Annotated in this window: 30 protein-coding genes and 1 tRNA gene; 14 read left to right on the top strand and 17 right to left on the bottom strand. The window is 72.4% G+C overall.

Annotation, left to right across the window (positions count from 1 at the left end):
• Nucleotides 1-11: 11 nt before the first annotated feature.
• Nucleotides 12-635 (bottom strand): stage II sporulation protein M, encoded by a 624-nt coding sequence (locus tag I4I78_RS07105; RefSeq protein WP_218610401.1) that lies wholly within the window; start codon nt 633-635, stop codon nt 12-14.
• A 91-nt stretch (nt 636-726) separates the two neighbouring features.
• Between I4I78_RS07105 and I4I78_RS07100 the strand changes: the two genes are divergently transcribed.
• Complete coding sequence (locus I4I78_RS07100; protein ID WP_218610400.1) at nt 727-1284, top strand: TetR/AcrR family transcriptional regulator; 558 nt, start codon at nt 727-729, stop codon at nt 1282-1284.
• Nucleotides 1285-1329: 45 nt separating this feature from the next.
• Here I4I78_RS07100 and I4I78_RS07095 read toward each other — a convergent pair whose 3' ends face one another.
• Complete coding sequence (locus I4I78_RS07095) at nt 1330-1671, bottom strand: YnfA family protein (protein ID WP_218610399.1); 342 nt, start codon at nt 1669-1671, stop codon at nt 1330-1332.
• 129 nt (nt 1672-1800) lie between these two features.
• Here I4I78_RS07095 and I4I78_RS07090 point away from each other — a divergent pair, with 129 nt between their 5' ends.
• The 3 genes from I4I78_RS07090 to I4I78_RS07080 are packed head-to-tail and all read left to right on the top strand — an operon-like array spanning nt 1801 to nt 3136.
• Nucleotides 1801-2073: a hypothetical protein gene (locus tag I4I78_RS07090; RefSeq protein WP_218610398.1), complete on the top strand. Its 273-nt coding sequence runs from the start codon at nt 1801-1803 to the stop codon at nt 2071-2073.
• Between the two features lie 15 nt (nt 2074-2088).
• Nucleotides 2089-2469: a VOC family protein gene (locus tag I4I78_RS07085; protein WP_218610397.1), complete on the top strand. Its 381-nt coding sequence runs from the start codon at nt 2089-2091 to the stop codon at nt 2467-2469.
• 43 nt (nt 2470-2512) lie between these two features.
• Nucleotides 2513-3136, top strand: coding sequence for a maleylpyruvate isomerase family mycothiol-dependent enzyme (locus I4I78_RS07080; RefSeq protein WP_218610396.1), 624 nt, complete (start codon nt 2513-2515; stop codon nt 3134-3136).
• 43 nt (nt 3137-3179) lie between these two features.
• Here the strand turns inward: I4I78_RS07080 and I4I78_RS07075 are convergent, their stop codons facing one another.
• From I4I78_RS07075 to I4I78_RS07065, 3 genes are read right to left on the bottom strand one after another with little or no spacing between them, the layout of a single operon-like run.
• A complete protein-coding gene (locus I4I78_RS07075; RefSeq protein ID WP_218610395.1) occupies nt 3180-4118 on the bottom strand; it encodes a cyclase family protein in 939 nt (312 codons plus the stop codon).
• 52 nt (nt 4119-4170) lie between these two features.
• Nucleotides 4171-4308 (bottom strand): hypothetical protein, encoded by a 138-nt coding sequence (locus I4I78_RS07070; protein WP_218610394.1) that lies wholly within the window; start codon nt 4306-4308, stop codon nt 4171-4173.
• A 26-nt stretch (nt 4309-4334) separates the two neighbouring features.
• On the bottom strand, nt 4335-4928 hold the full coding sequence (locus I4I78_RS07065; protein WP_218610393.1) for a hypothetical protein: 594 nt from the start codon (nt 4926-4928) through the stop codon (nt 4335-4337).
• Nucleotides 4929-5013: 85 nt separating this feature from the next.
• On the opposite strand from I4I78_RS07065, the gene I4I78_RS07060 reads away from it, so the two are divergent.
• Nucleotides 5014-5421, top strand: coding sequence for a PPOX class F420-dependent oxidoreductase (locus I4I78_RS07060; protein ID WP_218610408.1), 408 nt, complete (start codon nt 5014-5016; stop codon nt 5419-5421).
• Here I4I78_RS07060 and I4I78_RS07055 read toward each other — a convergent pair whose 3' ends face one another.
• Nucleotides 5422-6201 carry a methylenetetrahydrofolate reductase gene (locus I4I78_RS07055; RefSeq protein ID WP_218610392.1) on the bottom strand — a complete coding sequence of 260 codons (780 nt, stop codon included), beginning with the start codon at nt 6199-6201 and terminating at the stop codon, nt 5422-5424.
• 202 nt (nt 6202-6403) lie between these two features.
• On the opposite strand from I4I78_RS07055, the gene I4I78_RS07050 reads away from it, so the two are divergent.
• Nucleotides 6404-6784 carry a hypothetical protein gene (locus I4I78_RS07050; protein ID WP_218610391.1) on the top strand — a complete coding sequence of 127 codons (381 nt, stop codon included), beginning with the start codon at nt 6404-6406 and terminating at the stop codon, nt 6782-6784.
• 364 nt (nt 6785-7148) lie between these two features.
• Here I4I78_RS07050 and I4I78_RS07045 read toward each other — a convergent pair.
• Nucleotides 7149-7221: transfer RNA gene (locus tag I4I78_RS07045), tRNA-Leu, on the bottom strand.
• An 88-nt stretch (nt 7222-7309) separates the two neighbouring features.
• Here I4I78_RS07045 and I4I78_RS07040 point away from each other — a divergent pair.
• The 3 genes from I4I78_RS07040 to I4I78_RS07030 all read left to right on the top strand — a co-directional run bounded on the left by I4I78_RS07040 (nt 7310) and on the right by I4I78_RS07030 (nt 9841).
• The gene (locus tag I4I78_RS07040; protein WP_218610390.1) at nt 7310-8128 is read left to right on the top strand and encodes a class I SAM-dependent methyltransferase; all 819 of its coding nucleotides are present in this window, start codon (nt 7310-7312) and stop codon (nt 8126-8128) included.
• A gap of 109 nt (nt 8129-8237) precedes the next feature.
• Nucleotides 8238-8603, top strand: coding sequence for a YciI family protein (locus I4I78_RS07035; protein WP_218610389.1), 366 nt, complete (start codon nt 8238-8240; stop codon nt 8601-8603).
• Nucleotides 8600-9841, top strand: a complete 1242-nt coding sequence (locus I4I78_RS07030; RefSeq protein ID WP_218610388.1) for an RNA polymerase sigma factor — start codon at nt 8600-8602, stop codon at nt 9839-9841. Before I4I78_RS07035 ends, I4I78_RS07030 begins: the two co-directional genes overlap by 4 nt.
• Here the strand turns inward: I4I78_RS07030 and I4I78_RS07025 are convergent, their stop codons facing one another.
• Both I4I78_RS07025 and I4I78_RS07020 read right to left on the bottom strand, forming a co-directional pair.
• Nucleotides 9842-10558 (bottom strand): uracil-DNA glycosylase, encoded by a 717-nt coding sequence (locus tag I4I78_RS07025; RefSeq protein WP_218610387.1) that lies wholly within the window; start codon nt 10556-10558, stop codon nt 9842-9844.
• Nucleotides 10555-11508, bottom strand: coding sequence for a Ppx/GppA phosphatase family protein (locus tag I4I78_RS07020; protein WP_218610386.1), 954 nt, complete (start codon nt 11506-11508; stop codon nt 10555-10557). Before I4I78_RS07020 ends, I4I78_RS07025 begins: the two co-directional genes overlap by 4 nt.
• A gap of 65 nt (nt 11509-11573) precedes the next feature.
• Here I4I78_RS07020 and I4I78_RS07015 point away from each other — a divergent pair, with 65 nt between their 5' ends.
• Nucleotides 11574-13250: an acyl-CoA dehydrogenase family protein gene (locus tag I4I78_RS07015; RefSeq protein WP_218610385.1), complete on the top strand. Its 1677-nt coding sequence runs from the start codon at nt 11574-11576 to the stop codon at nt 13248-13250.
• On the opposite strand, the gene I4I78_RS07010 is transcribed toward I4I78_RS07015, so the two are convergent.
• The 3 genes from I4I78_RS07010 to eno all read right to left on the bottom strand — a co-directional run bounded on the left by I4I78_RS07010 (nt 13247) and on the right by eno (nt 15592).
• A complete protein-coding gene (locus tag I4I78_RS07010) occupies nt 13247-13759 on the bottom strand; it encodes a DUF501 domain-containing protein (protein ID WP_218610384.1) in 513 nt (170 codons plus the stop codon). The two genes, I4I78_RS07015 and I4I78_RS07010, sit on opposite strands and share 4 nt — an antisense overlap.
• A complete protein-coding gene (locus I4I78_RS32635; RefSeq protein WP_308251948.1) occupies nt 13756-14148 on the bottom strand; it encodes a septum formation initiator family protein in 393 nt (130 codons plus the stop codon). The genes I4I78_RS07010 and I4I78_RS32635 overlap by 4 nt, the downstream gene beginning before the upstream one ends.
• A gap of 148 nt (nt 14149-14296) precedes the next feature.
• Nucleotides 14297-15592: a phosphopyruvate hydratase gene (gene eno / locus I4I78_RS07000; protein WP_218610382.1), complete on the bottom strand. Its 1296-nt coding sequence runs from the start codon at nt 15590-15592 to the stop codon at nt 14297-14299.
• Between the two features lie 142 nt (nt 15593-15734).
• Here eno and I4I78_RS06995 point away from each other — a divergent pair, with 142 nt between their 5' ends.
• The 4 genes from I4I78_RS06995 to efeB all read left to right on the top strand — a co-directional run bounded on the left by I4I78_RS06995 (nt 15735) and on the right by efeB (nt 19514).
• Nucleotides 15735-16124 carry a tetratricopeptide repeat protein gene (locus I4I78_RS06995; RefSeq protein ID WP_218610381.1) on the top strand — a complete coding sequence of 130 codons (390 nt, stop codon included), beginning with the start codon at nt 15735-15737 and terminating at the stop codon, nt 16122-16124.
• Nucleotides 16125-16270: 146 nt separating this feature from the next.
• Complete coding sequence (gene efeU, locus I4I78_RS06990) at nt 16271-17104, top strand: iron uptake transporter permease EfeU (RefSeq protein WP_218610380.1); 834 nt, start codon at nt 16271-16273, stop codon at nt 17102-17104.
• A 23-nt stretch (nt 17105-17127) separates the two neighbouring features.
• Entirely contained in the window at nt 17128-18267 is a 1140-nt protein-coding gene (gene efeO, locus I4I78_RS06985; protein ID WP_218610379.1) for an iron uptake system protein EfeO, read from the top strand.
• Nucleotides 18264-19514 (top strand): iron uptake transporter deferrochelatase/peroxidase subunit, encoded by a 1251-nt coding sequence (gene efeB, locus I4I78_RS06980; protein WP_218610378.1) that lies wholly within the window; start codon nt 18264-18266, stop codon nt 19512-19514. The genes efeO and efeB overlap by 4 nt, the downstream gene beginning before the upstream one ends.
• 6 nt (nt 19515-19520) lie before the next feature.
• Here the strand turns inward: efeB and I4I78_RS06975 are convergent, their stop codons facing one another.
• The 5 genes from I4I78_RS06975 to I4I78_RS06955 all read right to left on the bottom strand — a co-directional run.
• Nucleotides 19521-20273: a lytic murein transglycosylase gene (locus I4I78_RS06975; protein WP_308251947.1), complete on the bottom strand. Its 753-nt coding sequence runs from the start codon at nt 20271-20273 to the stop codon at nt 19521-19523.
• Between the two features lie 47 nt (nt 20274-20320).
• The gene (locus tag I4I78_RS06970; protein WP_218610377.1) at nt 20321-21262 is read right to left on the bottom strand and encodes a MazG family protein; all 942 of its coding nucleotides are present in this window, start codon (nt 21260-21262) and stop codon (nt 20321-20323) included.
• 2 nt (nt 21263-21264) lie between these two features.
• Nucleotides 21265-22170: a SurA N-terminal domain-containing protein gene (locus I4I78_RS06965; protein WP_218610376.1), complete on the bottom strand. Its 906-nt coding sequence runs from the start codon at nt 22168-22170 to the stop codon at nt 21265-21267.
• Nucleotides 22171-22233: 63 nt separating this feature from the next.
• Complete coding sequence (locus I4I78_RS06960; RefSeq protein ID WP_218610375.1) at nt 22234-23814, bottom strand: class I adenylate-forming enzyme family protein; 1581 nt, start codon at nt 23812-23814, stop codon at nt 22234-22236.
• 84 nt (nt 23815-23898) lie between these two features.
• A partial coding sequence (locus I4I78_RS06955; RefSeq protein WP_218610374.1) for a DUF3047 domain-containing protein occupies nt 23899-25021 on the bottom strand: 1123 nt, incomplete at its 5' end.

Here is a 25021-nt window from a genome sequence, read left to right as displayed (position 1 = left end):
CCCGGCCGCGGTCAGGGCGCGAGCAGCGGCGGGACGAGGTACAGGACCTCGAACGCCTCGTAGATCGCACCGACGACGAACAGGACGAACGCCGGCACCCAGAGCCAGCCGAGCCGGCTCAGTCCGCCCACGTAACCCTGGCGCCGGGTGGACGCGCCGACCGTCGACGGGCGGAGCCAGGACCTGCCCAGCAGGTAGGCGCCGAGCATGACGAGCACGTACGCCTGGAACTCGATGAGCAGGGTGAGGGAGTGTGGGAGAAGGATCTTCGTGGCGGTCGCGTCGACCGGGGCCAGGACGATGCCCAGGTCGAGTGTCTTGAGCCCGAAGACCACGAGCCCGGCGAACGGGACGACCAGTGACGGCAGGACGATGAGCAGCAGCGCCGTCGCGAAGACGTTGACGAGCAGGATGGTGCCCGCGAACGTCCAGACGTTGTCGATCACCGCCATCACCAGCGACGACGTCCAACCGTCCTCGGCCTGTACCGGCGCGCTCCGCGCCGCGTACAGGTCGGGGAACAGCATTCCGAGGGCCATGCCGAGGAGGGCCAGCCCGTAGACGACGACGTTCATCACGAGATAGGGGCGGAGGTCGGCGCGGATGACCTGGAAGGGCCTGCGAAGGGCTCGCATGTCTCGTGTCCGTTCTGTCGGTGGCCCGCGGTTGCCGACCATATCGGTCAGAGTTCTACCAAAATGGTCGGACGAGCGCTAGTGTGGCCCCATGCCTCGCCGAACCCGGGACCAGACCGACGCGGAGATCGTGGACCGCGCGTCCGCGCTGTTCGCACGTCACGGCTTCCGGCACACGTCCCTGCAGCAGGTCGCCGACGAGGTCGGCTACTCGAAGGCCGGCCTGCTGTACCGCTTCCCCAGCAAGGACGCGATCCATCTCGCCGCCGTCCGGTCCGCTCGGGAGCGGACCGCGTCGCTCGTCGAGCGGGTCGCCGGCGTGCCGGCCGGGATCGAGCGCGACCGCGCACTCGTGGAGGCACTGGTGGACGCGACGCTGAACTGGCCGGGGACCGCGGCGTTCCTCTCCTCCGTCGTCGCCAGCGCCCCCGAGGCCGCGTCACCCGAGCTGCTGCAGGCGGGGACGGCGCTGGCCGGCGCATTCGGACTGGGGCCGGAGTCCTACTCGGACGAGCGGCTGGTGCGGGTCCTGAGCGCGACCGCGGGCATCCAGTCGGCTGCGGACGCCGCGGTCCGCTCGGGGCGCGAGCGGGAACTGCTCCCCCACATCATCACCGCGGCGATGGACGCCCTCGGCCATCGGACCTGATCAGGGGAAAGGCCCGAACGCGCGCCGAGAGAAGGGCGGAGCCGCTCACAGTGCTCCGGACCGCGGGGCGTACATGATCACCGCGACGCCGATCAGACAGATGAGGGCTCCGGTGACGTCGTACCGGTCGGGCTCGAACCCATCGGCCACCATGGCCCACGCCAGCGAGCCGGCGACGAAGACCCCGCCGTACGCGGCGAGGATGCGTCCGAAGTTCGCTTCGGGCTGCAGGGTGGCGACGAACCCGTAGAGGCCGAGTGCGACGACCCCGGCTCCGATCCAGATCCAGCCGCGGTGCTCGCGCAGGCCCTGCCACACGAGCCACGCACCGCCGATCTCGAGCAACGCCGCGACGACGAACAGGGCGATGGAACGGGCGATCAGCATGTGGGGCGGCTTCCTCGGAGGTGGCGAACAGGTCGAAGGGCAAGCGTGAACGCGTCCCCACACTGCCGGGTTCGGGTGATCTCCCCGCGCGGGTGCCTCCCGGCCGGTCGGAGCCCTAGGCTCGACGGCGTGTCGCGCATCATGGTGGCTTCGGGGTTCGTCTGGGCCGACTACCCGGGTCTCCGTGCCGGGAGGATCTACGCGGGCAAGCCGGACCTGGGCAGGCATCCCGATGCCGAGACCCACCTCGTCGACGGCCCCGACGGCCCCGACTCCGCCGAGACGCTGTGCGGCCTTCCGCGCGCGCAGTTCCCGCACGAGTTCCCGGAAGCCACGGCCCTGGGCAAGGGTGCGGATCTCTGCCCCACCTGCCGGCCTGCAGGCGCCCCGATCCCGGACTGAGAGCGGGTCCCGTTCATGGCATGTCGCATCAGCGAGGTCGTGCTCGGCTGCCGCGACCCCGAGGTGCTGGCGCGGTTCTGGTGCGAGGTCCTGGACTTCGTCGTGCTCGACCGCGAGGACGACGGCACCATCGAGATCGGGCCGCGCGAGGGGTTCGGCGGGCCGCAGCCGACGATCATCCTCAGTCGCAGGGACGAGCCGGAGCCGGGGAAGTCCCGGCTGCACGTCGACGTCAACGCCACCGACCGCGACCAGGACGCCGAACTCGACCGCCTTCTGGATCTCGGTGCGCGCCCGGTCGACATCGGCCAGACCGGGCAGGAGCAGTGGCATGTCCTGGCCGACCCCGAAGGCAACGAGTTCTGCCTGCTCAAGGCCCGTCTCGACCCGCTCTGATGCGCGTTGCCCGGGTCGGGTTCCCCCGTTAGCGTCCCCGCCCATGGACACGATGCGCCTGGCCCGTGCCGAGCGAGCCGACGTCGTCGACCTGCTCGCATCGCTGACTGCGGACCAGTGGGACGCGCCGTCGCTGTGTGCGGGATGGCGGGTCCGAGACGTCGTCGCGCACATGTACAGCTACGACGGCCTGAGCCTGGGCGGTCTCGTCGGCCGCTTCGTCAGGGGCGGGCTCCTGCCGGACAGGGTCAACGCCGCGGGGGTCGCCGCCCACGCCGACCACGGTCCGGACGAGCTGCTCGCACTGGCCAGGAGCCACCAGCAGCCGCGGGGCCTCACCGCCGGGTTCGGAGGGAGGATCGCCCTGACCGACGCCACCATCCACCACCAGGACATCCGTCGCCCACTCGGTCTGCCCCGAAACATCCCGGCTGATCGGATGCGCGCCGTCCTGGACTTCGCCCGCACCGCGCCGCCCATCGGGGCGTCGAGACGGATCCGCGGGCTCACGCTCGTCGCCACCGACCTGGACTGGACTGCCGGAGGCGGACCCGCGGTCGAGGGACCCGCGGAGTCCCTGCTCATGGTCATCGCCGGACGTCGGGGAATCGCAGAGGAACTGACCGGCCCCGGCCAGCCGACGATCGCCGAGCGCATCGGGTCGTGACCCGGACGCGGCCGGCGCGCCGCCTGCGCCCGCCACCCGCCGGTCAGAACGTCGCAATCGGGTTGACCGGGCTGCCCGACGTTCCGGCGAAGCGGACCGGCGCAACAGCGAGGTGGAAGTCCCACTGGCCGAGCTCGGCGGCCGTCGTCGCGCACGGCTCCAGGTCGCAGTTGTCGAGCAGCCACAGACCCATCGCGACGAGGCCCACGGCGTGGACCGGCATCAACACATCGTCGTACCCCGACGGCTGGACGTCCTGAGGGGTGTCGGCGCCGATCAGCGCGACCTCCCGTTCGTGCAGCCACGGCAGGCAGGACGCGTGCCAGCCGGCCTGCGTGAAGCCACTCGCCTCACCGGTCTCGTACCGGGCGCGCCCGTAGCCGGTCCGCAGGAGCACCGCATCGCCGGACCGCACCCGCACGCCCTGGCGACGCTCGGCCTTCTCGAGATCCTCGGGGAACACACCCTGCCCCGGCTCCAGCCACGGCACGTCGCGGACCGCCGCGACGTCCAGCAGGACACCACGCGTGAGGATCCCGTTCGCCGCCGCCGTGACCGCGGCCCACGCTGATCCCGTGGCGGCGTCGACCATCGAGTGCGACCGCCCGTTGTACATCGAGCCGTCCCAGAACAGGTGGCACGGCGAGTCGACGTGGGTGAGCGTGTGGCCGTGGAAGGTGATGCCGAGCCGCTCGGACGAGAAGCCCCAGCGACGGTCGTTGTGGAACGCGGGCACCGGCATGTTCTCGGCACCCGGCATGTCGGCGGCGCACGGGCACGTCGTCGTCGACCGCTCCATGTCGTCCGGGACGGAGACCTCCCATGCACACGACACGCTCCTGCCGTGGCGCACGGACCGCGCCGCCGCCAGCCGGACGTCGTCGGTGACGTGGTTCAGGGTGCCGCGCTCGTCGTCGTCGCCCCACCGTCCCCAGTTCGACAACGTGTCGAAGTATCCGAGCACGTCGTCCTGTGTGGGCATCGGTCGCGCTGCCGTCCTGCCGGCATCGGCTCCTCCGGTCACGCGGTTCCGATCACCAGCAGACACGGCATTTCCTCTCCCGCCAAAGAGTAGAGCCCGCCGCCGGCATCCATCCCGCTACCGCCACCTCGATGTTCACCGCGGCGTGCTCGGCGTCGTCCAGCGGCGCGGCCATCTTCGACGAGGCCATGCTTGTCACCGTAGTCACAGGTCCCCTCACCGAGCGGCTCGCGCGGTGAGCGAGCCTCGCCGCGTCGTCACGATGCCGACGAGCAGCATGCACAAGGTCAGCATGTAGACGGCGAAGGCCCAGTCGGACGGGCTCCACGCGCGAAGGGTCAGGAGCGTGATCGTCGCGCCGATACCGACCAGGACGTAGAACAGCAGGTTCTCGGAGTCGGGGTCCCGCCACGCTTTCCGGATCGTCGGTAGTGCCGCTGCCGCATCGGCTCCGACAGCGAAGATCACGGCGACGGGAGCGGCGTCGAAGCCGAGCCACACGGCCAGGGCGAGTCCGGCGATGAGCGCACAGGCGACGTCGAACGATCCGATCCGGGCCCGCCCGTGCCTGGTCGCGAGCGCAGCGACGATGACGACGAGCGGACCGACACCGGCCGCGAGGGTCAGAACGGCCGGCAGACCGACTCCGGCGTCGAGCTGGGCGAGGAACCCGATCAGAGGTGCTGCTGCCCAGAGCACCCAGGTCACGAGGTTGGGCTGTGCGGCACCTGTCATGGTGGCTACCGCGTAACGGACGCTGCCGGCCAGTCCGAGAGCTGCGCTGAGGAATACCCAGTTCGGATCGAGCATTCGTGGCTCCTCACCTCACACAGCAGCAGTAGGTCGAGCCGGCCGACCGCCGGCCGTCACCTTGTCAGCCGGAGATGGAGGAAGAATGTCGTTCACAGAGCAGGAAGCCGACTTCATCCGTTCGCAGCCGCTGGGACGACTCGCGACGGTCTCGGCCGATGGGCAGCCCGACGTGGTGCCCGTCGCGGTCGAGTTCGACGGTAGTTGCTTCTGGGTCGGTGGCGGCGGATCGGTCGTCAGGACGCGGAAGTTCCGGAACGTCGCAGCCGGGAACCCGATGGTGTCGATCGTCTTCGACGACTTCCCCTCGTTCGAGCCGTTCATCGCTCGAGGAATCAGGATCTACGGACACGCCGAACAACCCATCGATCGGACCGGCATGGTCGGCCCCGGAACCTACATGCGGATCACACCGGTGACCTCGTGGGTCTGGAACCTCGCAGGCGAGGCCGTCGGCGACGAGTGGTACCCGGTTGTGCGCACAGACCACTAGCTAGAGCTGTTGTTCGAGCTGCGCCGCCACTTCGCGAAAGCGGCTGACGGGAACGAGGTGCACCCCGGCGAACGCTCCTGTCTCACGTAGCGCCTGGATCTGCTCGCACGCTGCGTCGACACCCGCGGCCGGACTGCTCGCGACGCGGTCGACGAGGTCGTCCGGGATCTCGATGTCGGGGATGGATGCCCGCAGCCTCGTCGCCATCCCGGCACTCGCGAGGACCATGACGCCGGCGTAGACGGGCAGGTCGGTCGGGTTGGCCTCGCGCCACCGCAGGAATGCATCGACGGAGTACCCGACCTGGACGAAGACGAAGTCGGCCGTCTGCTTCCAGGTCGCCATCCGACGGCGATGACCAGCGGTCACCCCGAGTCGAAAGGGATCGAAACCCACGAACGTGTCCTGATCGGTCGCCGCACGCGCTTCCTCGATCATGGCCCGCACGGTCAGCTCTCCGGTGCGATCACCGACCGACGGCTTGTCGCCCTGCACGAAGAGGAACTGATCGACTCCATAGGCAGCGCCGGTCAGAAGATCTCGTCGGAAGCCGAGCAGGTTGCGATCACGGGAGTTGACGCAGGCGATGCTGCTCCCGCCCATGGCCTGGACCTCGTTGGCCACCGCGATGCTCGACACCGTGGCGCGACCGATGTGGTTGTCGGGAATCAGGAACGAGTCCGACACCGGGCTCAGGACACCGATCTGGTGGCGGGCGTGCTTCAGGTCGGGCCTCGTCGGTGGCTCGATCTCGCAGATGATGCGGAACCCATCGGTCATGGTCCGACGATAGGGCTCTTGCCGCCACGTGCGGGCCGGTCGGCACCGGGCACGGCCGCGAGAGCGATGCGCAGCCCGGGCCTGCGACGAAAGCCGACCATTCCGGCGATTGCGACGAAGCGCGCGTCGAGTACAGTCGTGCAACACCTGTTTCATCACTCTCCCTTGAGCGGTGGCGATGGCGGCTGCACTCCCACCCAACGTGGGCATCCTCCTGCGGGGTGCCGGGACCGTCCTGGGCGGCTGCGTCGCGATGTCCGCGGTCATCGGCGTTGTCCTGGATGACCTCACGGTTGCGCTGAACTCGCTGGGCGTTCTCGGGGTGTGCGTGCTGTCGTGCGGCGTCGTGTTCTACTCGTTGGGCCTGTCGCGCAGCGGTATCGACACGGTGGATGCGGCTGCGAGAAGGCTGGTCCTGGTACTCGCTGGTTCGGCAGCGGTCACCACGATCCTGTATCTGCTGCTCCTGCGTCACGCCACGTTCCGGACCGATGCAGCCGAGCTCGGGCCCGTATCGGCTGCGGGCATCGCTGTCCTCGGCCTGGCCGGCACCATCGTGATCACGCTCTGGCGCGCACGATGACCTCCTTCGAACGTTGCCGCTGGCCCGGGGCCCGTTCTCCCCAGGTGGCAGGCGGAGGATTCGACCTACCGAGAGCGATTCTCGACGGATTCACAGCGAGCTGCCATATGGGGTCCGGCCTGCGGTGGAGCCGCGGCCCTCGCGTTCGCGTCCGCGTGTCGTCCGCGACGGGCTGTTCCCGCCTCGCACTCATCATGGTCCGCTCGACCATGTCGGGTCGCGCCTACGTCTCGGAGGTAGGCGATGATCTCGTCTCGCTCGGCTCGGGTCTCGCGTCGATCGGCCTCTGTGAGCCGGCGTTCGGGACCACCGCCGATGGCACGGCTGTTCCACGGCGTCAGGAAGGATCTGGCGGAGAGCGGTGTGCCCTCGGTGGGACTCGAACCCACACTGTGACCCTTTTAAGGGGCCTGCCTCTGCCGTTGGGCTACGAGGGCGTCGCGACAGCGTAGCCACCCTCCCCTCTCACGACCGGGCGGCGCACAATGCCGGACAGGGTGTGGTGACTGCTCGCGGGAGGTCGGCGTGACCACGGAGAAGGTAGATCTGCGGGGTGCTGCGGCGACCCTGCTGATGACGCTCTACATGCACGCGTTCGACGCCCGGTCGCGTCGGCCGATCCTCGGCGACCCGTACGCGCAGGACGTGCTCGACCGGATCGACTACGACGCCGCGGCGTTGCGGCGTACCACCGGTGACACCTCCGCGGTGGTCTCGCGGGCCAAGCGTCTGGACGAGTGGACGACGGAGTTCCTGGTCGCCGAGCCGGCCGGGCAGGTGCTGCACCTGGGGTGCGGGCTGGACAGCCGCCCGCTGCGCGTCCGTCCGCCGCGGACGTGCCGCTGGATCGACGTCGACCAGCCCGAGGTGATCGAGCTGCGACGGCGGCTCTACGACGTGCCCGACCACGTCGAGAGCATCCCGAGCTCGGTCACCGACGAGGCGTGGTGGGACCGCGTCTCGACCGACCGGCCGACGCTCGTCGTCGCCGAAGGCCTGCTGATGTACCTCACCGAGGAGGGCGTGCACGCCCTCCTCGGCCGGGCACTGGACCGGCTCCCGCGCGGCGTGCTGGCTTTCGACGCCGTCGCGCCGTGGACGGTGACCGCGTCGAAGTGGACGCCGGAGTTCCGCGCGGTCGGGGCACGGTTCCACTCGGCCTGGGACCGGAGCGTGTTCGAGTCCCGGTATCCGGCGCTGCAGCGGCTCGACGACGTCTCGGTCTACGACATGGCCGCGCTCGCCGAGCCCCGGCTCTGGCTGCGTCCCGCGCTGTTCGTCGCCGGCGCGCTGCCGCCGTTGCGGGACTCGATGCGCCTGCACCGCTACCGCTTCGGGCGCTGACCCCCGTCACACGGCAGGATCCTGCGCCGAGGGTGTCGAGGACGCACGGTCCGCTCCGACCCCGTGGTGACGGGCCGCGACCGGCGGCCCGCGGAGTGAGGGAGCACCGATGAAGTACCTGCTGATGATCTACGACAACGCCGACAGCCGGGAGCTGTTCGCCGGTGAGCAGGGCGCCGGGCTGATGGCGGAGATGGACGCGCTGTTCGCCGAGCTGAAGGAGTCCGGCGAGCTGGTCGGCAGCGACGCGCTGGCCGACCCGTCGAGCACCACGGTCGTGCGCGCACCGGACCCGGCCGCACCGGTCGTCACCGACGGGCCGTTGGCGGAGGCCAAGGAGCACTTCGGCGGCTACCTGGTCGTCGACGTCGCGTCGCAGGACCGGGCGGTCGAGATCGCGGCACGGTTCCCGAGCACCCGCTTCACCCCGATGGAGGTCCGGCCGATCCTCGGGGACGCGGGCGAGGAGATGTGAGCCCTGACCCTGCCCGCGGGGCACCGGCGCTCGAGGACCTGCTGCGCACGCTCGCGCCGCAGGTCCTCGGCGCGCTGGTGCGCCGGCACCGGCAGTTCGACGCCTGCGAGGACGCCGTGCAGGAGGCGCTGCTGGCCGCCGCGACGCAGTGGCCGGCCGAGGGCGTGCCGGACAACCCGCACGGCTGGCTGGTGGCCGTGGGGTCCCGGCGGCTGATCGACGCCCTCCGCAGCGAGAGCGCGAGCCGCGCCCGCGAGGAACGGCTCGCCGTCATGGACCCGCAGCTCGCGCCGTCGCCGGACGACGTGCCCACCCCGTCCGACGACACGCTGACCCTGCTCGTCCTGTGCTGTCACCCGTCGCTCTCGGCCCCGTCGCAGCTCGCGCTCACCCTGCGCGCGGTCGGCGGCCTCACCACCGCCGAGGTCGCGTCCGCGTTCCTGGTGCCCGAGACCACGATGGCGCAGCGGATCAGCCGGGCGAAGAAGACCATCCGCCAGGCCGGGGCGTCGTTCGAGCCACCGCCCGACGACGAGCGCGACGCGCGCATCGCCGTCGTCCGCCAGGTGCTCTACCTGATCTTCAACGAGGGGTACACGGCGTCCTCGGGTGCCGCGCTGGCCCGCGCCGAGCTGACCGGCGAGGCGATCCGACTGGCGCGGATGCTGCACGCGTTGCTCCCCGACGACGGCGAGACGACCGCACTGCTCGCACTGATGCTGCTCACCGACGCCCGCCGCGCCGCCCGCACCGGCCCGGGCGGCGACCTGGTCCCGCTCGCCGAGCAGGACCGGTCCCGCTGGGACCCCGCCGCGATCGCCGAAGGGGTCGCGCTGGTGGAGCGGGCCCTGTCGACCGGCCCGCCGGGGACCTACCGGCTGCAGGCCGCCATCGCCGCCGTGCACGACGAGGCCGCGACCGCGGCGGACACCGACTGGCGCCAGATCGTCGGGCTCTACGAGCTGCTCGGGCGGGTCGCGCCGAGCCCGGTGGTCACGCTCAACCACGCCGTCGCGCTCGGCGAGCTGCGCGGGCCGCGGGCCGGGCTGGCGCTGCTGTCCTGCCTCGACGGGGACGAGCGGGTCGGGGCCGGGCACCGTCTGGCCGCGGTGCGGGCGCATCTGCTGGAACGGGCCGGCGAACCCGACGCGGCCCGCGAGCAGTACCGCGAGGCCGCGCGCCGCACGTCGAGCCTGCCCGAACGCCGCTATCTCGACGGCCGCGCTGCCGCCCTGTAGCTACAACCCCGCGGCTCGCGCGGTGTCGGTGAGGACCTGCTCGAGCATCGCCGGGGTGAGGCGTCCGGTGAACGTGTTCTGCTGGCTGACGTGATAGCAGCCGAACAGCTGCAGCGGCTCGCGGTCGCCGCGGGCCGGCGCGAGCTCCACGTGGGCGCCGTGCCCGAACTTCGGCCGCGGGCGCGGGATCGTCCACCCCGCTCCGGCCAGTACCGGCAGCAGCGCCTGCCAGCCGAAACCGCCGAGCACCATCACCGCCCGCACGGTCGGCGAGAGCAGGTCGAGCTCGTGTTCGAGCCAGGTCCGGCAGCGGTCGCGCTCCTCGGTGGTGGGCTTGTTCGCCGGGGGCGCGCAGTGCACCGGCGAGGTGATCCGCACCCCGCGCAGAGCCAGCCCGTCACCGATGTGCGTCGAGGTCGGCCGGGTGGCCAGGCCGACGGCGTGCATCGCGGCGTAGAGGACGTCGCCGCTGCGGTCGCCGGTGAACATCCGCCCGGTGCGGTTCGCGCCGTGCGCGGCCGGGGCCAGGCCGACGATCAGCATCCGGGCGTCCGGCGGGCCGAAGCCGGGCACCGGACGTCCCCAGTAGATCTCGTCCCGGAACGCGGCGCGCTTCTCGACCGCGACCTTCTCCCGCCACTCGACCAGGCGCGGGCAGGCGCGGCACTCCGCAACCTGCACGTCCAGATCGGCGACGGTGCCGGGGGACCCGCTCACGCGATCGAGCGGGCGATGCCGTCGAGGATGTCGTGCTCGGAGACGACGACCTGCTCGATCCCGGCCCGGGCGTGCAGCTCGTCGGCCAGTGCCTCGACGACCAGCGAGCCGGCGCCGATCACGTCGACCCGCCCGGGGTGCAGCGACCCGTGCCGCTCCCGCTCCGGGCGCGACGAGGTGATCAGCATCTGGGCGATCCGGTGCAGGTCCTCGCGCGACAGGCGCGACAGGTGCACCGCCTCGGCGTCGTACTCCGGCAGCTCCTGCCCGATCGCGGACAGTGTGGTGAGCGTGCCGGCGACGCCGACCCAGGTGCGCGCCGTCTCGATCGGGACCGCGGAGAACGCCTCGTCCAGGATGCCCGAGGCGACCTCGCGGGCCTGCGCGACCTGCTCCTGCGACGGCGGGTCGTCGGGCAGGCAGCGCTCGGTGAGCCGGACGCTGCCGACGTCGACGGAGCGGGCGGCGGTGACGGTCGCGGTGCCGTTGTCCAGGGTGCCGATCACGACCTCGGTGGAGCCGCCGCCGACGTCGGTGACCACGAACGGGCCGTCGTCGGGGTCCAGGTCGCCGACCGCGCCGACGAACGACAGCCGCGCCTCCTCGTCCCCGGAGATGATCTCTGCCTCGACGCCGAGGGTGTCGCGGACCATGCCGAAGAAGTCCTCGCGGTTCGACGCGTCGCGGGTCGCCGAGGTGGCGACCATCCGGATCCGCTCGGCGCCCTTGCGTCGCGCGGCCATCGCGTAGTCGACGAGCGCGACGCGGGTGCGTTCGAGCGCCTCCGGGTCGAGGCGGCCGCTCTTGTCGACGCCCTTGCCGAGCCGCACGATGCGCATCTCGCGGTGCAGGTCACGCAGGTCGACCGCGCCGTCGAACGAGGTCGTGACGTCGGCGACGAGCAGGCGGATCGAGTTCGTCCCGCAGTCGATGGCGGCCACCCGGGACATGGGCACTCTCCTGGGGTTCGGCGGAATGCGTTGCAGCGATCACAGTACAAGTTACTCTCCGGTACATGACGGAGCAGTCGGTGCGCCCGCAGCCGGATTCCCTCGCCACCCCGGCCGGCCCCCCACCGGGCACCGAGCTGGGAACCCACGCGGTCCTCAACCAGGTCCCGCCGCGCGCCGACGGCGACCTCCTCTCCGCCGACCCCGCGCTGGTCGAGGCCGTGGCCCGCGAGGGAGGCGACGCCGACGCGCTGGAAGGGCTGGCGGCCGTCGTCGGGACCGAGCGGTGGCGCGAGCACGCCCGCCTGGCCAACCTGCACGAACCGGTCCTGCGCAGCCACGACCGCTACGGGCACCGGATCGACGAGGTCGAGTTCCACCCGTCGTGGCACGAGCTGATGCGGACCTCGGTCGAGCACGGGCTCGCCGCCGCGCCGTGGCGGGCGGCGCCGGGCAGTGGTGCGCACCTGGCGCGGGCGGCGGGCTTCTACCTGACCTCGCAGGTCGAGCAGGGGCACCTGTGCCCGATCTCGATGACCTACGCCTCGGTGCCGGCGCTGCGGCACGCGCCCGATCTGGCGGCCGCGTACGAGCCCGGGTTGACCGCGCAGCTCTACGCGCCCGGCCTGGGCGAGCCGCAGAGCAAGGCGGGCCTGTTGGCCGGGATGTCGATGACCGAGAAGCAGGGCGGCTCGGACGTGCGCAGCGGGACCACCGTCGCGTCGCCGCAGCCCGACGGCAGCTACCGGCTGACCGGGCACAAGTGGTTCACCTCCGCCCCGATGAACGACCTGTTCCTGACCCTGGCCCAGGCGCCGGGCGGGCTGACCTGCCTGGTGCTGCCGCGGGTACTCCCGGACGGCACGCGCAACGCGATCCGGCTGCAACGGCTCAAGGACAAGCTCGGGAACCGGTCCAACGCCTCCTCCGAGCTCGAGTACGACGGTGCGCTCGGGTGGCGGGTCGGCGACGAGGGACGCGGGGTCGCGACGATCATCGAGATGGTGTCGATGACCCGGCTGGACTGCGTGCTCGGCTCCGCCGCGACGACCCGCGCCGCCGTCACCGAGGCCGCGCACCACGTCGCGCACCGCTCCGCGTTCGGGTGCCGCCTCGCCGACCAACCGCTGATGCAGTCCGTGCTCGCCGACGTCGCGGCCGAGTCCGAGGCGGCGACGATGCTCGCGCTGCGCCTGGCGGCCGCGGTCGACCGAGGCGAGACGGCACTGCTGCGGCTGGCGCTGCCGGTGGCGAAGTACCTGGTCTGCAAACGCACATCGGTTCTGGTCGCCGAGGCCCTGGAGTGCCTGGGCGGCAACGGCTACGTCGAGGACGGCCCGTTGCCGCGGCTGTACCGGGAGGCGCCGCTGAACTCGATCTGGGAGGGCTCGGGCAACGTCACCGCCCTGGACGCGCTGCGCGCCGTCACCCGGGAGCCGCACGCCGTCGACGCGGTGCTGGCCGAGGTCGACGCCGCGGCGGGGGCGGATCCGCAGTTCGACCGGGCGGTGGCCGCGCTGCGCGCCGAGCTGGCGGCACCGGACGAGCGCCGCGCCCGCCGTCTGGCCGAGCTCACGGCGCTGTGTCTGCAGGGCTCGCTGCTGCTCCGGCACGCCCCGGACGCGGTCACCGCGACGTTCCTGGCCGCGCGTCTCGGCGACGACGGCCCGTTCCGCACCGCGGGCACCCGCCCGGGACCACACGCCGCGACCGTGCTCGACCGGGCGACGCCGCACCCCTAGGCGCAGGGGCCGGGACGCCACCACTCGCCGACCTCGTCGAGCGCCTCGTCGCCGAACGGGTTCACGCCGGGCCCGGCGGCCAGCGAGTGCGCGACGTGCACGTGCAGGCACTTGACCCGGTCCGGCATGCCGCCCGCGCTGACGTCGGTGCCCAGCGACTCGATCGCGTTCCGCTCGGCCAGGTAGGACTCGTGCGCGGCGGTGTAGCGCGCGGCCAGCTCCGGGTCCTCGGCGAGACGCTCGGTCATCTCCGCCATCCGGCCCTGCGACTCCACCGTGCCCAGCTTCGACGACAGGCGCGAGCAGGTCAGGTAGTACAGCGTCGGGAACGGCGTCCCGTCCGGCAGCCGCGGCGCCGTCTGCACGACGCTGGGCAGCCCGCACGGGCACCGGTGCGCGACCTCGCGGGCCCCGCGCGGGACCCGTCCGAGCTGCGCGGCCATCGCGTCCCGGTCGGCGTCGGAGACCCCGGGCGCCTCGGAGGTCCCGCTCGTCGGCGTGCCGGTCATGGTGTCGTCCCTCCGGAGACGTCGGTCCACAGCGTGCGGAACCACGGGACGCCCGGCTCGGCCTGCCCGCTCTCCGGGACCGGCACGGGCGGTGTCGGGAGCTGCACGACGTAGGGCGTCTCCCCCGGTGCGACGTAGCCCAGACGGGTCCGGGCCTGCGCCGCGATCTCGGCCGGGTCGGAGAGCCTGTCGCGCTCGGCGCTCAGGCCCGCCACCTCGTCCTGCAGGATTTCCTGTTGTGCGGTGACCCGGGCCAGCTCCTGGCGCTGGGCCACGTAGTTGTGCAGCGGGACGGCGACGGTGAGCGCGAGCGCGCAGACCACGATGGCCAGGATCGCCGCCCGCTTGGTCGACGAGAGTCCCAGCAGCCCCGTGGTCCGCGCGACCACGTCGCCGGCACGGGAGCGGGCGCGGGTCAGCCGCGGCCGCCCCCCGGAGGGATGCTGCGGGCGTGCGGCACGCGGACGCGTGCCGCCGGTGGCGGGACGGCCTCGACCGTCCCGCACCGCCGTCCGCTGATCCCCCATGGGCGCCAGCTCACTTCCCCTCGGGCACCGAGTACCTCGGGAACGCCAGCTCGCCGTTGTAGCGGGCGGCGTCGCCGAGCAGCTCCTCGATCCGGAGCAGCTGGTTGTACTTGGCGACCCGCTCGGACCGGGCCGGGGCGCCGGACTTGATCTGGCCGCAGCCGGTGGCGACGGCCAGGTCGGCGATCGTGGTGTCCTCGGTCTCGCCGGAGCGGTGGCTCATCATGCAGCGGTAGCCGCTCGAGTGCGCCAGGGTGACCGCGTCGAGGGTCTCGGAGAGCGTGCCGATCTGGTTGACCTTGACCAGCAGCGCGTTCGCGGCGCCGCGGGCGATGCCGTCCTCGAGACGCTCGGGGTTGGTGACGAACAGGTCGTCGCCGACGATCTGCACCTTGTCCCCGATGGCCTCGGTCAACGCGGCCCAGCCGTCCCAGTCGTTCTCGTCCAGCGGGTCCTCGATGGACACCAGCGGGTAGGCGCCGACCAGCTCGGCCCAGACCTCCGCGAGCTTGTCCGAGGACAGCTTCTTGCCCTCGTAGGCGTACTTGCCACCGGAGTGGAACTCGGTGGCCGCCACGTCGAGCGCCAGCACGATGTCGGTGCCGAGGGTGAAGCCGGTCTTGCCGATCGCGCCGGCGATGAGGTCCAGCGCGCCCTTCGTGCCGCCCGCGACGTCGGGGGCGAAGCCGCCCTCGTCGCCCAGGCCGGTCGAGAGACCCTTGCTCTTCAGCTCGGCCTTGAGCGCGTGGTAGACCTCCGCGCCCCAGCGCAGCGCCTCCCGGAACGACTCGGCGCCGATCGGAGCGATCATGAACTCCTGCACGTCGACGGACGTGTCGGCGTGCGCGCCGCCGTTGAGGATGTTCATCATCGGGACGGGCAGGACGTGCGCGTTGGAGCCGCCGATGTAGCGGAACAGCTCCAGCCCGGACGACTCGGCGCCGGCCTTGGCCACCGCGAGCGACACCCCGAGCAGCGCGTTCGCGCCGAAGCGGGACTTGTCACCGGTGCCGTCGAGATCGACCAGGCGCTGGTCGACCAGGCGCTGGTCGACGGCCTCCATGCCGGTCAGCTCCGGCCCGATCTCGTCCAGGACCGCCGCGACGGCCTTCTCCACGCCCTTGCCGCCGTAGCGCGAGGAGTCGCCGTCGCGCAGCTCCACGGCCTCGTGCTCGCCGGTGGACGCCCCCGAGGGGACCGCCGCCCTGGCGAGGGTCCCGTCGTCGAGCGCGACCTCCACCTCGACCGTGGGATTTCCTCGTGAATCGAGGATCTCGCGCGCCCCGACCTGCTCGATGACCGCCACCGTCACTCCTGTTCCACGCGTGTGTCCGGGTCCGGTGCGCCAGCGTAACCGCAGGCTCCCCCGATCCGGTGCAGAAGGCGTGCGCGCCCCGTGATGTCAACCCTCGCGATTCGCCTCGATCGCACCTAACGTGGGGGTGACCATGAGCAGCAGACCTGCGGCCGATGAACTGGTGGCCTCCTTCCGACGGGCCGAGATGCTGCTCGCCGACCGCCGCCCCCTGGACGCCCTGGACGCACTCCGCGCGGTCGTGGAGAACCAGCCCAACGACGCGTCGGTGCACCTGCTGGCCGGGCGCGCCTACTTCGACTCCGCCCAGCTGCGGCGGGCCGAGGTGTCGTTCGAGAAGGTCCTCGAGCTGGACCCCTCGGACCACTACGCGCGCTTCGCGCTCGGGAAGACACTGCAGCGACAGGGCCGGCTCTCGGCGGCGGTCACCCAGCTGAAGATGGCGTCGGCGATGGATCCGCGCCCCGAGTACCAGGAGGCGCTCGGCGAGGTCCGCGCGCGGATCGCACTGTTCTCCGAATAGCGGCTCTTCCGATCGGCCCGTGGCAAGGCTAGCCTCCCGGACGGGAAGCGCACCCTCACCGCTCGACGCGGCGGCGCCACCCGTTCGTCCGTGCAGCGCCGGGCCCGTCCCGCCGGCGCCGCTGTCGTGGTGGTGGAGGAGGCGACGTGCTGGGCAACGCACTGATCGGGCTGCGCGAGGGCCTCGAGGCGTCGCTCGTCGTGGCGATCCTGGTGGCCTTCCTGGTCAAGACCGACCGTCGCTCCGAGCTCCCCCGCGTCTGGATCGGCGTCGGGCTCGCGGTGGCCGTCAGCGTCGGCGTCACGCTCGCGCTGACCCTGGCCCAGCAGGCACTGACGTTCGAGGCCCAGGAGACGCTCGGCGGGTCGCTGTCGATCGTCGCGGTCGGCTTCGTCACCTGGATGATCTTCTGGATGCGCGCGCACGGGCGGACGCTGTCGAAGGAGATCGAGGGCAAGCTGGACTCCGCGATCGCGATGGGCCCGCTCGCCGTGGTCGTGGTCGCCGCACTCGCGGTCGGCCGGGAGGGCCTGGAGACCGCGGTCTTCTTCTTCGCCGCCGCGCAGGCCGCGGGCGAGACGACCGGGCCGCTGATCGGCTTCCTGATCGGGATCGCGATCGCGATCGCGCTGGCCTACCTGATCTACCGCGGGGCGCTGCGGATCAACCTGGGCCGCTTCTTCACCGTGACCGGCTTCCTGCTGATCTTCGTGGCCGCCGGCATCCTCGCCTACGGCGTGCACGACCTGCAGGAGGCGTCGATCCTGCCCGGGCTCAACACCCTGGCCTTCGACGTCAGCGCCGCGGTCCCGCCGGACTCCTGGTACGGGACCCTGCTCAAGGGCGTCTTCAACTTCTCCCCGCAGACCACCGTGCTCGAGGCCGTCGTGTGGGTCCTCTACGTCGCGGTCGTGCTGACCCTGTTCCTGCGCCCGGCCCGACGGCCGGCCTCCCCCCGCAACGCCCCGTCCGCGGCGTGACCGCACCATCCCCGAGGAGAACCATGTCCCGCCGCATCCCCGCCGTCCTGTTGGGCACGGGCGCAGCCGCCGCCGTCCTGGCCGGCTGCACGTCCACCGCCCCCGCCGACAACGCCGGCGGAGGCGGACCGATCGCGGTCAACGCCACCGACACCGCCTGCGCGGTCGCCACGACGTCCGCGCCGGCCGGCAAGATCTCGTTCGACATCACCAACGGCGGCAGCAAGGTCACCGAGTTCTACCTCTACGGCGAGGGTGACCGGATCATGGGCGAGGTCGAGAACATCGGCGCCGGCCTGTCCCGCAACCTGATCGTCGAGGTCCCCGACGGGGGCACCTACACCACCGCCTGCAAGCCCGGGATGGTCGGCGACGGCGTCCGCGCGCCGTTCACCGTCACCGGCAACGCCCAGCGCCAGGTCGACCAGAACACCAAGCTCGCCGAGGCCACCGCGGGCTACAAGCGCTACGTCGACTCGCAGGTCGGCGCGCTGGTGCCGAAGACGCAGGAGTTCGTGGACGCGGTCAAGGCGAAGAACGTCGAGCGGGCCAAGGCTCTGTTCCCGATCTCGCGCACCTACTGGGAACGGATCGAGCCGGTCGCCGAGTCGTTCGGCGACATCGACCCGAAGATCGACGGCCGGGAGGACGACGAGCGCGACCCGGGCGTCGGGTTCACCGGCTACCACCGCCTGGAGAAGGACCTGTGGGTCACGGGCCTGCAGCCCGACTCCCCGGCGATCGCCGACCGCCTGCAGGCCGACATCGCCGATCTCGCGAACCGCACGAAGACCGTCGAGCTCACCCCGGTGCAGCTGGCCAACGGCGCCAAGGAGCTGCTCGACGAGGTCGCCACCGGGAAGATCACCGGTGAGGAGGACCGCTACTCGCACACCGACCTCTACGACTTCAAGGCCAACGTGGAGGGCTCGCAGGCCGCCGTCTCGGCCCTGCGCCCGGTGATCGACGAGAAGAACAAGGCGCTCGGCACGACGCTGGACGCGCGCTTCGCCGACGTCGAGAAGCTGCTGGAGAACTACCGCCAGGGTGACGGCTTCCGGCTCTACACCTCGCTCAACGACGACGACAAGAAGAAGATGACCGCCGCCGTGGACGCGCTGGCGGAGCCGGTCAGCCAGGTCGCAGGAGCCGTCACGGCGTGAACGGGAAGGATCCGGAGACCGTCTCCCGGCGCCGCCTGTTCGGCCTGGCCGGCGCCGGTGTGGCGCTGGCCGGGGCGGGCGCGGCGGCCGGGTTCGGCGCCGCCCGGGCCTCGGACGGGCCCGCCGACGGCGTCGTCGCGTTCCGCGACACCCACCAGGCCGGGATCGTCACCCCGGCCCAGGACCGGCTGCACTTCGTCGCGCTCGACCTGTCCACGGCCGACCGGTCGGCCGTGCAGGACCTGTTCCGCCGGTGGACCGACGCCGCGGAGCGGATGACCTCCGGCGGCGAGGTGACCGTGAACGGTGCGGTCGGGCTCAACCCGCAGTCCCCGCCGACCGACACCGGCGAGGCGCTCGGCCTGGCCCCGTCGTCGCTCACCCTGACGTTCGGGATCGGCGCGTCGCTGCTGGCCAAGCTGGGCCTGACCGACAGGCGGCCACCGGCGCTGATCGACCTGCCCCGGTTCACCGCCGACCAGCTCGAACCCGCCCGCTCCGGCGGCGACCTGTGCATCCAGGCCTGCGCCGACGACCCGCAGGTCGCCGTGCACGCGATCCGCAACCTGGTCCGGATGGGCTTCGGCACCACCGAGGTGCGCTGGTCGCAGCTCGGGTTCGGGCGGACGTCGTCGACCTCGACCGAGCAGGCCACCGCACGGAACCTGTTCGGTTTCAAGGACGGCACGAACAACCTCAAGGCCGAGGACCCCGCGCAGCTCGACGAGCACGTGTGGGCGCAGGCCGCCGACGGCTGCGACTGGATGGCCGGGGGCACCTACCTGGTGGCGCGCCGGATCCGGATGCACATCGAGGTCTGGGACCGGACCTCGCTCGACGAGCAGGAGAAGGTGATCGGCCGCTCCAAGGGTGAGGGCGCGCCGCTGACCGGGCAGGCCGAGTTCGACACGGCCGACCTCGCCGCGCAGGGACCGGACGGCGAGCCGGTGATCCCGGAGGACTCGCACATCCGGCTGGCATCGGCGGAGTCGCTGCGCGGTGTGCGGATGCTGCGCCGCGGCTACAACTTCGTGGACGGCTCCGACGGCGCCGGGCACCTCGACGCGGGGCTGTTCTTCGTCGCCTTCGTCCGGGACCCGGGCCGGCAGTTCGTGCCGATGCAGCGGGCGCTGTCGCGCAAGGACACGCTGATGGAGTACATCGAGCACAGCGGCTCGGCCGTGTTCGCCTGCCCGCCGGGCCTGTCGGCGCCCGGCAGCTACTGGGGCCAGGCCCTGTTCGTCTGACCCGTGTCAGCTCGCGACGGCCCGGCCGGCGGTGGCGTAGCTGTCGGCCGCGGTCCACACCTCGCGGGCGTAGTCCTCGGAGGCGTTGTAGGCGAGCACCCCGCTCCACCAGCCCGAACCGCTCGTGGTGTCCCGGCCGCCGGCGCAGAGGTAGTCGGCCGCCCCGAGGGCGGCGTCGTCGATCTGCTGCGGGTCACGGACGCCGTCGCCGTTGCCGTCACCGCCGTAGGTCGCCCACGTCGAGGGCAGGAACTGCATCGGCCCGACGGCCCGGTCGGCGTCCGGGTCGCCGTCGAGACGGCCCCCGTCGCTGTCGCCGATCGCGGCCGTCCCCCCGGACCCGTCCAGGGAGACGCCGATGATCGGCGGGTCGACCCGCCCGCCGCCGTCCAGGTCCGCACCGCGGTAGGTGGCGTGGTGGGACTCGACGCTGCCGATCCCGGCCAGGGTCACCCAGCTCAGCCCGCAGTCCGGGGTGCTGCGGCGCTGGGCGATCTCGGCCCTGGCGTAGGCCTGCAGCGTGCGCTCGGGGATGTCGGCGCGGCCGGCGTTGTTCTCCGCCCACGCAATGACGTCGGTGTCCGCGGGCAGCGGCGCGACGCTCGGCAACGGGGTGTCCCGGCTCGCGTCGCCGGAGACGCCCAGGCCGCCGGTCGGCGGTGGGGACGACCGCCGCGGGGAGCCTCCGGTGGCCATCGCCGCGACGATCATCAGCAGCACGATCCCGCTGATGCACAGCAGGAGGGTCTGGTTCCGCACGCAGCGAGACTACCGACGGGTAACCCCCCATTCGCGTGAGGGGTAGGTCACCGTCCGGCGGGCCAGTACTTCCGCCAGTCGTCGGCGTCGAGCCCGTGCGGGTCACGGCCGTCCGCGGTCGCGGCGCGCTCGGCCGCCCGGACGTCGGCGTCGAACCGGCGGGCGACCGTGCGCAGGGCGGCCTCCGGGTCGCCGCCGTCGATCTGGGCGTGCGCGGCCAGCCGGAACAGCTCCGCGCCGGGGCCGTCCCCGGTCGGCAGCAGCTCGGTCGGGAGCCCGGCGCGGGCGGTGCGGGAGGCGAGCTTGGCGGCCAGCGCCACCGCCGGCTGTCCGGTCGCGACACCGTCGACGCTGGACTCGCGCTTCTTCTCGGCGCGCTTGAGCTCGTCCCAGCGCAGGTCCTGGGCGTCCGCGGTCTCGACCCTCTCGCCACTCTCGGCGAACACGTGCGGGTGCCGCCCGACGAGCTTGTCCACCAGACCCGTCGCGACGTCGTCGACGTCGAACGGCTCCTCGGGCGACTCCGCGGCGACCCGGGCGTGGAACAGCACCTGGAGCAGCACGTCGCCGAGCTCCTCGCGGATCTCGGTGCGGTCGCCGTCCTCGATCGCCTGGTAGAGCTCGTAGCACTCCTCGACCAGGTAGCGCAGCAACGACGTGTGGGTCTGCTCGGCGTCCCACGGGCAGCCACCGGGCGAGCGCAGCCGGTCCATCACGGCGACCGCGTCGAGCAGGCCCACCCCGGCCGGAGCCGGAATCGCCCTCCCGGTGCCGGTCCCGTCGGGGGACGGCGCGGTGGTCAGCAGGACGTCGGTGTCGGGCAGCGTCGCGGGGTCGGTGCCGTCCCACGGCTGCGCGCCGGCCGCGCGGGCGAGCTCGTCCGGCACGTCCGGGCCGGCCAGCACCCGGTGCGCGGCGCGCAACGCGGGCAGCCCCGCGGCCGGTAGCACCGCGGCGTGCCGCGGGCAGTGCACGACGGTCGCGGGCACGCTCAGCCCGCCGAGGCGGCCGGGATGATCCGGCCGACCTGCGCGGCGTCCGGCGCGACGGTCAGCATCACCGGGTCCCAGACGCCGTAGCGCGGGTTCACCGTGACCCCGGCGCGCTCGGCGGTCGGCGCGAGCAGCCGGATGCCGGCCTCGGCGAGGGTCTGCCGGTCCACCCGGCCGGCCGCGGACGGCCCGGCGGGCGGGGCGTCGGTGCGTCGCTCGGTCACCCGGACCACGACCCAGCCCTGCTCCGGGGACAGCTGGAACAGTGCGGTGTCGCCTGCCGGGATCCCGATCAGCGGGGTGGCCGCGGCCTGCGGTGTGCTCGACGGGCGGATCTGCAGCCCGCGCTGCGCGGTGCTCGCACCGGCCAGGGCCTGCTCGGCCCGCGCTCCCCCCGCGGCCAGTGCGCCGGCGAGCTGCTCGGCCTCCTCGCGGGTGGGGGCGATCGCGACGTCGGCTGTGACCGCGAGCCGGTCCACCTGCCGCTCGGCCAGGCGGGTCGCGATGATCTGGTCGCGGACGTACTCGCGGGCGCCACCGGGCTCGAGGGTCGAGCTGGCGAGTACCTGCTCACCACCGGCGGCGGCGACGGCGGCGTCCACCTCCTCGTCCCGCACGACGATGTCCTGCTCGGCGGCGGCTCGGGTCAGCAGGTCGTGCAGGACCATCTGGCTGACCACGGCCCGGCCGACGTCGGCCTCGCTGAAACCGCGCGTCCGGAGACTGTCGAGCAGCTCGGGCCGGCCCAGCGCCGCGGTGATCCGCGGCTGGACCTCGGCGAGGGTGAGCGTGTCGGACCCGATCACCGCCGCGGCGTCCACCCGGCTGGGACCGGTGCCGCATCCGCCGACCAGGGCTCCGACGATCACCGTGGCCGCGATGAACTTCCCCGTCCGTGTGCGCACGACGGTCACCTTCTCACGCGGGTGTGGCAGCGATCTCCCCGCCTGTCCTGCCGCCTGTCCTGCTCAGCCGGTGGGTGCGACGCCGAGGTGGGCGTACTCCTCGCGCAGGCTGCGTTTGAGGATCTTGCCGCTGGCGTTGCGCGGGAGCTCGTCGACGAACACGACGTAGCGGGGCCGCTTGTAGCCCGCGATCCGCTCCCGGCAGTAGGCGATCACGTCGTCCTCGGTCAGGGTGGCGCCCGGGCTCAGCACGACGGCCGCGCACGGCGTCTCGTCCCACTTCGGGTCCGGCACGCCGATCACCGCGGACTCCTGGATGTCCGGGTGGTCGGCGAGCACGTTCTCGATCTCGGCGGGATAGATGTTCTCCCCACCGGAGAGGATCATGTCCTTGGTCCGGCCGATGATGTAGATGAACCCGTCGGCGGTGATCCGGGCGAGGTCACCGGTGCGGCACCAGCCGTCCACGAACGTCTCCGCGGTGGCCTCGGGCTTCTCCCAGTACACCCCGCACACCGACGGGCTGCGCGTCCACAGCTCGCCGTCGGACTCCGGGGGCAGCGCCTCCAGCGTTGCCGGGTCGACGATCCTGATCTCGGTCAGCGGCAGCGGTCGCCCGACGCTGGTGCGGTGCTCGTCGAGCCGCTCCGGGTCCATCGCGGTGCTCATCGCACCGCCCTCGGTGAGGCCGTAGACCTGCTCCATCCGCACCTGCGGGAAGCGCCCGCGGATCCGGTCCACCGCCCAGCCCAGGATCGGGGACCCGCCGGTGACGACGCGGCGCAGGTCCGGCACGTCGATCCGATCGAGCTCGGACCAGGACATCCACTGGTAGATCGTGGCCGGCAGCAGGAACACGTCGGTGCAGCGGTGGTGGCGCAGCACCTCGACGATCCGGTCGACGGTCAGCCCGGTCGAGCGCATGTGCACGACGTGCCCGCCGGAGAGCAGCACCGGCAGCACGCAGTCCTCGAACCCGGAGACGTGGAACATCGGCGTCGTGCCCAGGTGCGTCGAGTGTTCGTCGTAGCGCCAGTAGAGGGCCTGGATCGCGCCGAACCAGACCGTCTGGCCGTGCGTCCACAGTGCACCCTTCGGGTAGCCGGTGGTGCCCGAGGTGTACATGATCATGCAGGGGTCGGTCTCGACCGGGTCGGCGACCGGCGGCTCGCCCGGGTCGCCGCCGGCGAGCACCTGCTGCGGGTGCGCACCGTCCAGGGTCGCGGCGTCGGCCTGCTCGTCGAGCACGAACAGCACCGACTCGCGCACCGGCGTCTGCGACAGCACCGGCGCGATCGTGTCGGCGAACCGGCCGTGCAGGCAGAGCAGCGTGGTGCCGGAGTCGGTGAGGGCGTAGCGCAGCTCGTCGGCGGTCAGGCGCCAGTTCAGCCGGACCGCGATCGCGCCGATCCGGGTGACCGCGAGGTAGACCGCCCAGTACTCGAGGCTGTTGGTCAGCAGCATCCCGACCCGGTCGCCGGGCGCGACGCCACGGGCCAGCAGCCCGTTCGCGTAGCGGTTGGTCTGCTCGGCGAGCTCGGCGTAGGTCCAGGTCTCGTCGGTCTCCAGGGAGATCGCCGGGGCCTGCGCGGCGTCGCCGCGGGCCTGCTGGAACACGTTGCGGGTGATGATCCCTGTGAACACGGCCCGGGCCTCTCGTCGACGTCGACACGCTGCCGACCGACCGTACGGTGGGCGGGCCGCACGGCACCAGATCCGCCTGCTCCGTCAGAGCACCTGCACCCGCGTGTCCCCGTCGGTCAGGACGATGTCGGAGAACACGGCCCGGCCCGACCCGCGACCGAAGTGGCTGACCGCGATCAGCCACACGCGCACGATCCGCTCCGGCGCGGGGCCCATGAACCGCTCGTGGTCGGCGTGCACGTGCCGTCGCTCGCGGTGCACGACGCCGAGGCCCCCGGTCCCGCTGCGCAGCGGCATGTGTGTCTCGCGTTCGCGCCAGCCGCGGACCGGGCAGGCGAACGTGCCGGTCACGGGCTCGCAACCGGCGCTCCAGAACCAGGTGAGGTCGCGGCCGGAGTCGAACTCGACCGCGATCGAGAGGTAGTCGTGGGTGAACGTGGTGTCCTCGGCGACCGTCGACGGCAGCGCGTCCACCCGCCACGTCCACTCCAGCACCGTGTCCGGGCCGAGCGCGACGTCGACCGGGGCGCGCAGGATTCCGGCGTCGTCGTCGCAGACGACCTCGATCGCCGGTCGCCCGTCCAGCTCGGCTGCGCGGTAGATGTCGCCGGGACCGAAGTCGAGCAGGTACTCCCAGCCCTCCGGCTTTCTCACCGGATGCGCGAGCCGATCCCGCTCCGCGACGACGAGCGCTGGGTCGGTCGCACCGACCCCCACCGAGCCGGCGGACCCCGAACGCTGCAGGTCCGCCAGGCCCTCGACCGGGTCGACCCCGGCCGGCCAGCGCAGGACCGTGACCTCCAGCCCGCCGGACACCCGCGCGTAGGGCGCGTCGCCGGTCGCGAGCGTCCCCGACCGGTCCGCCCACGCCCCGAGGTAGACGCACAGCTCCAGCTCGCCGTCCGCGTCGACGACCACCGTCGTCGTGTCCGCGGTGCACCCGAAGATCTCCCCGCCGGGGACCCGTCCCCAGAGGTGGTACTTCGCCCCCGCTCCGACGTCGTGGCGCGGCGACCAGCGCACGAACCCCGACCCGAGCAACGTCACCCGGTCCCCGGCTCGCACCCGAAGGCCGGTCGGCGACCACGGCGGCCGATCCGCCGGCAACGACACACGCACCGACTTCGGACCCACCCCTTGCGCCATCCCGACACCCTGGCACCCGGCCCCGGCCCCGGCCACGGCGAACCGGCCGGGACTCGTGAAC

This window comes from Pseudonocardia sp. KRD291, from assembly GCF_019263595.1.
In the GTDB taxonomy this organism is placed as follows: Bacteria; Actinomycetota; Actinomycetes; order Mycobacteriales; family Pseudonocardiaceae; genus Pseudonocardia.
Note: the sequence above shows the minus strand (reverse complement) of the source record. Positions and strands in the feature narration are given on the sequence as shown.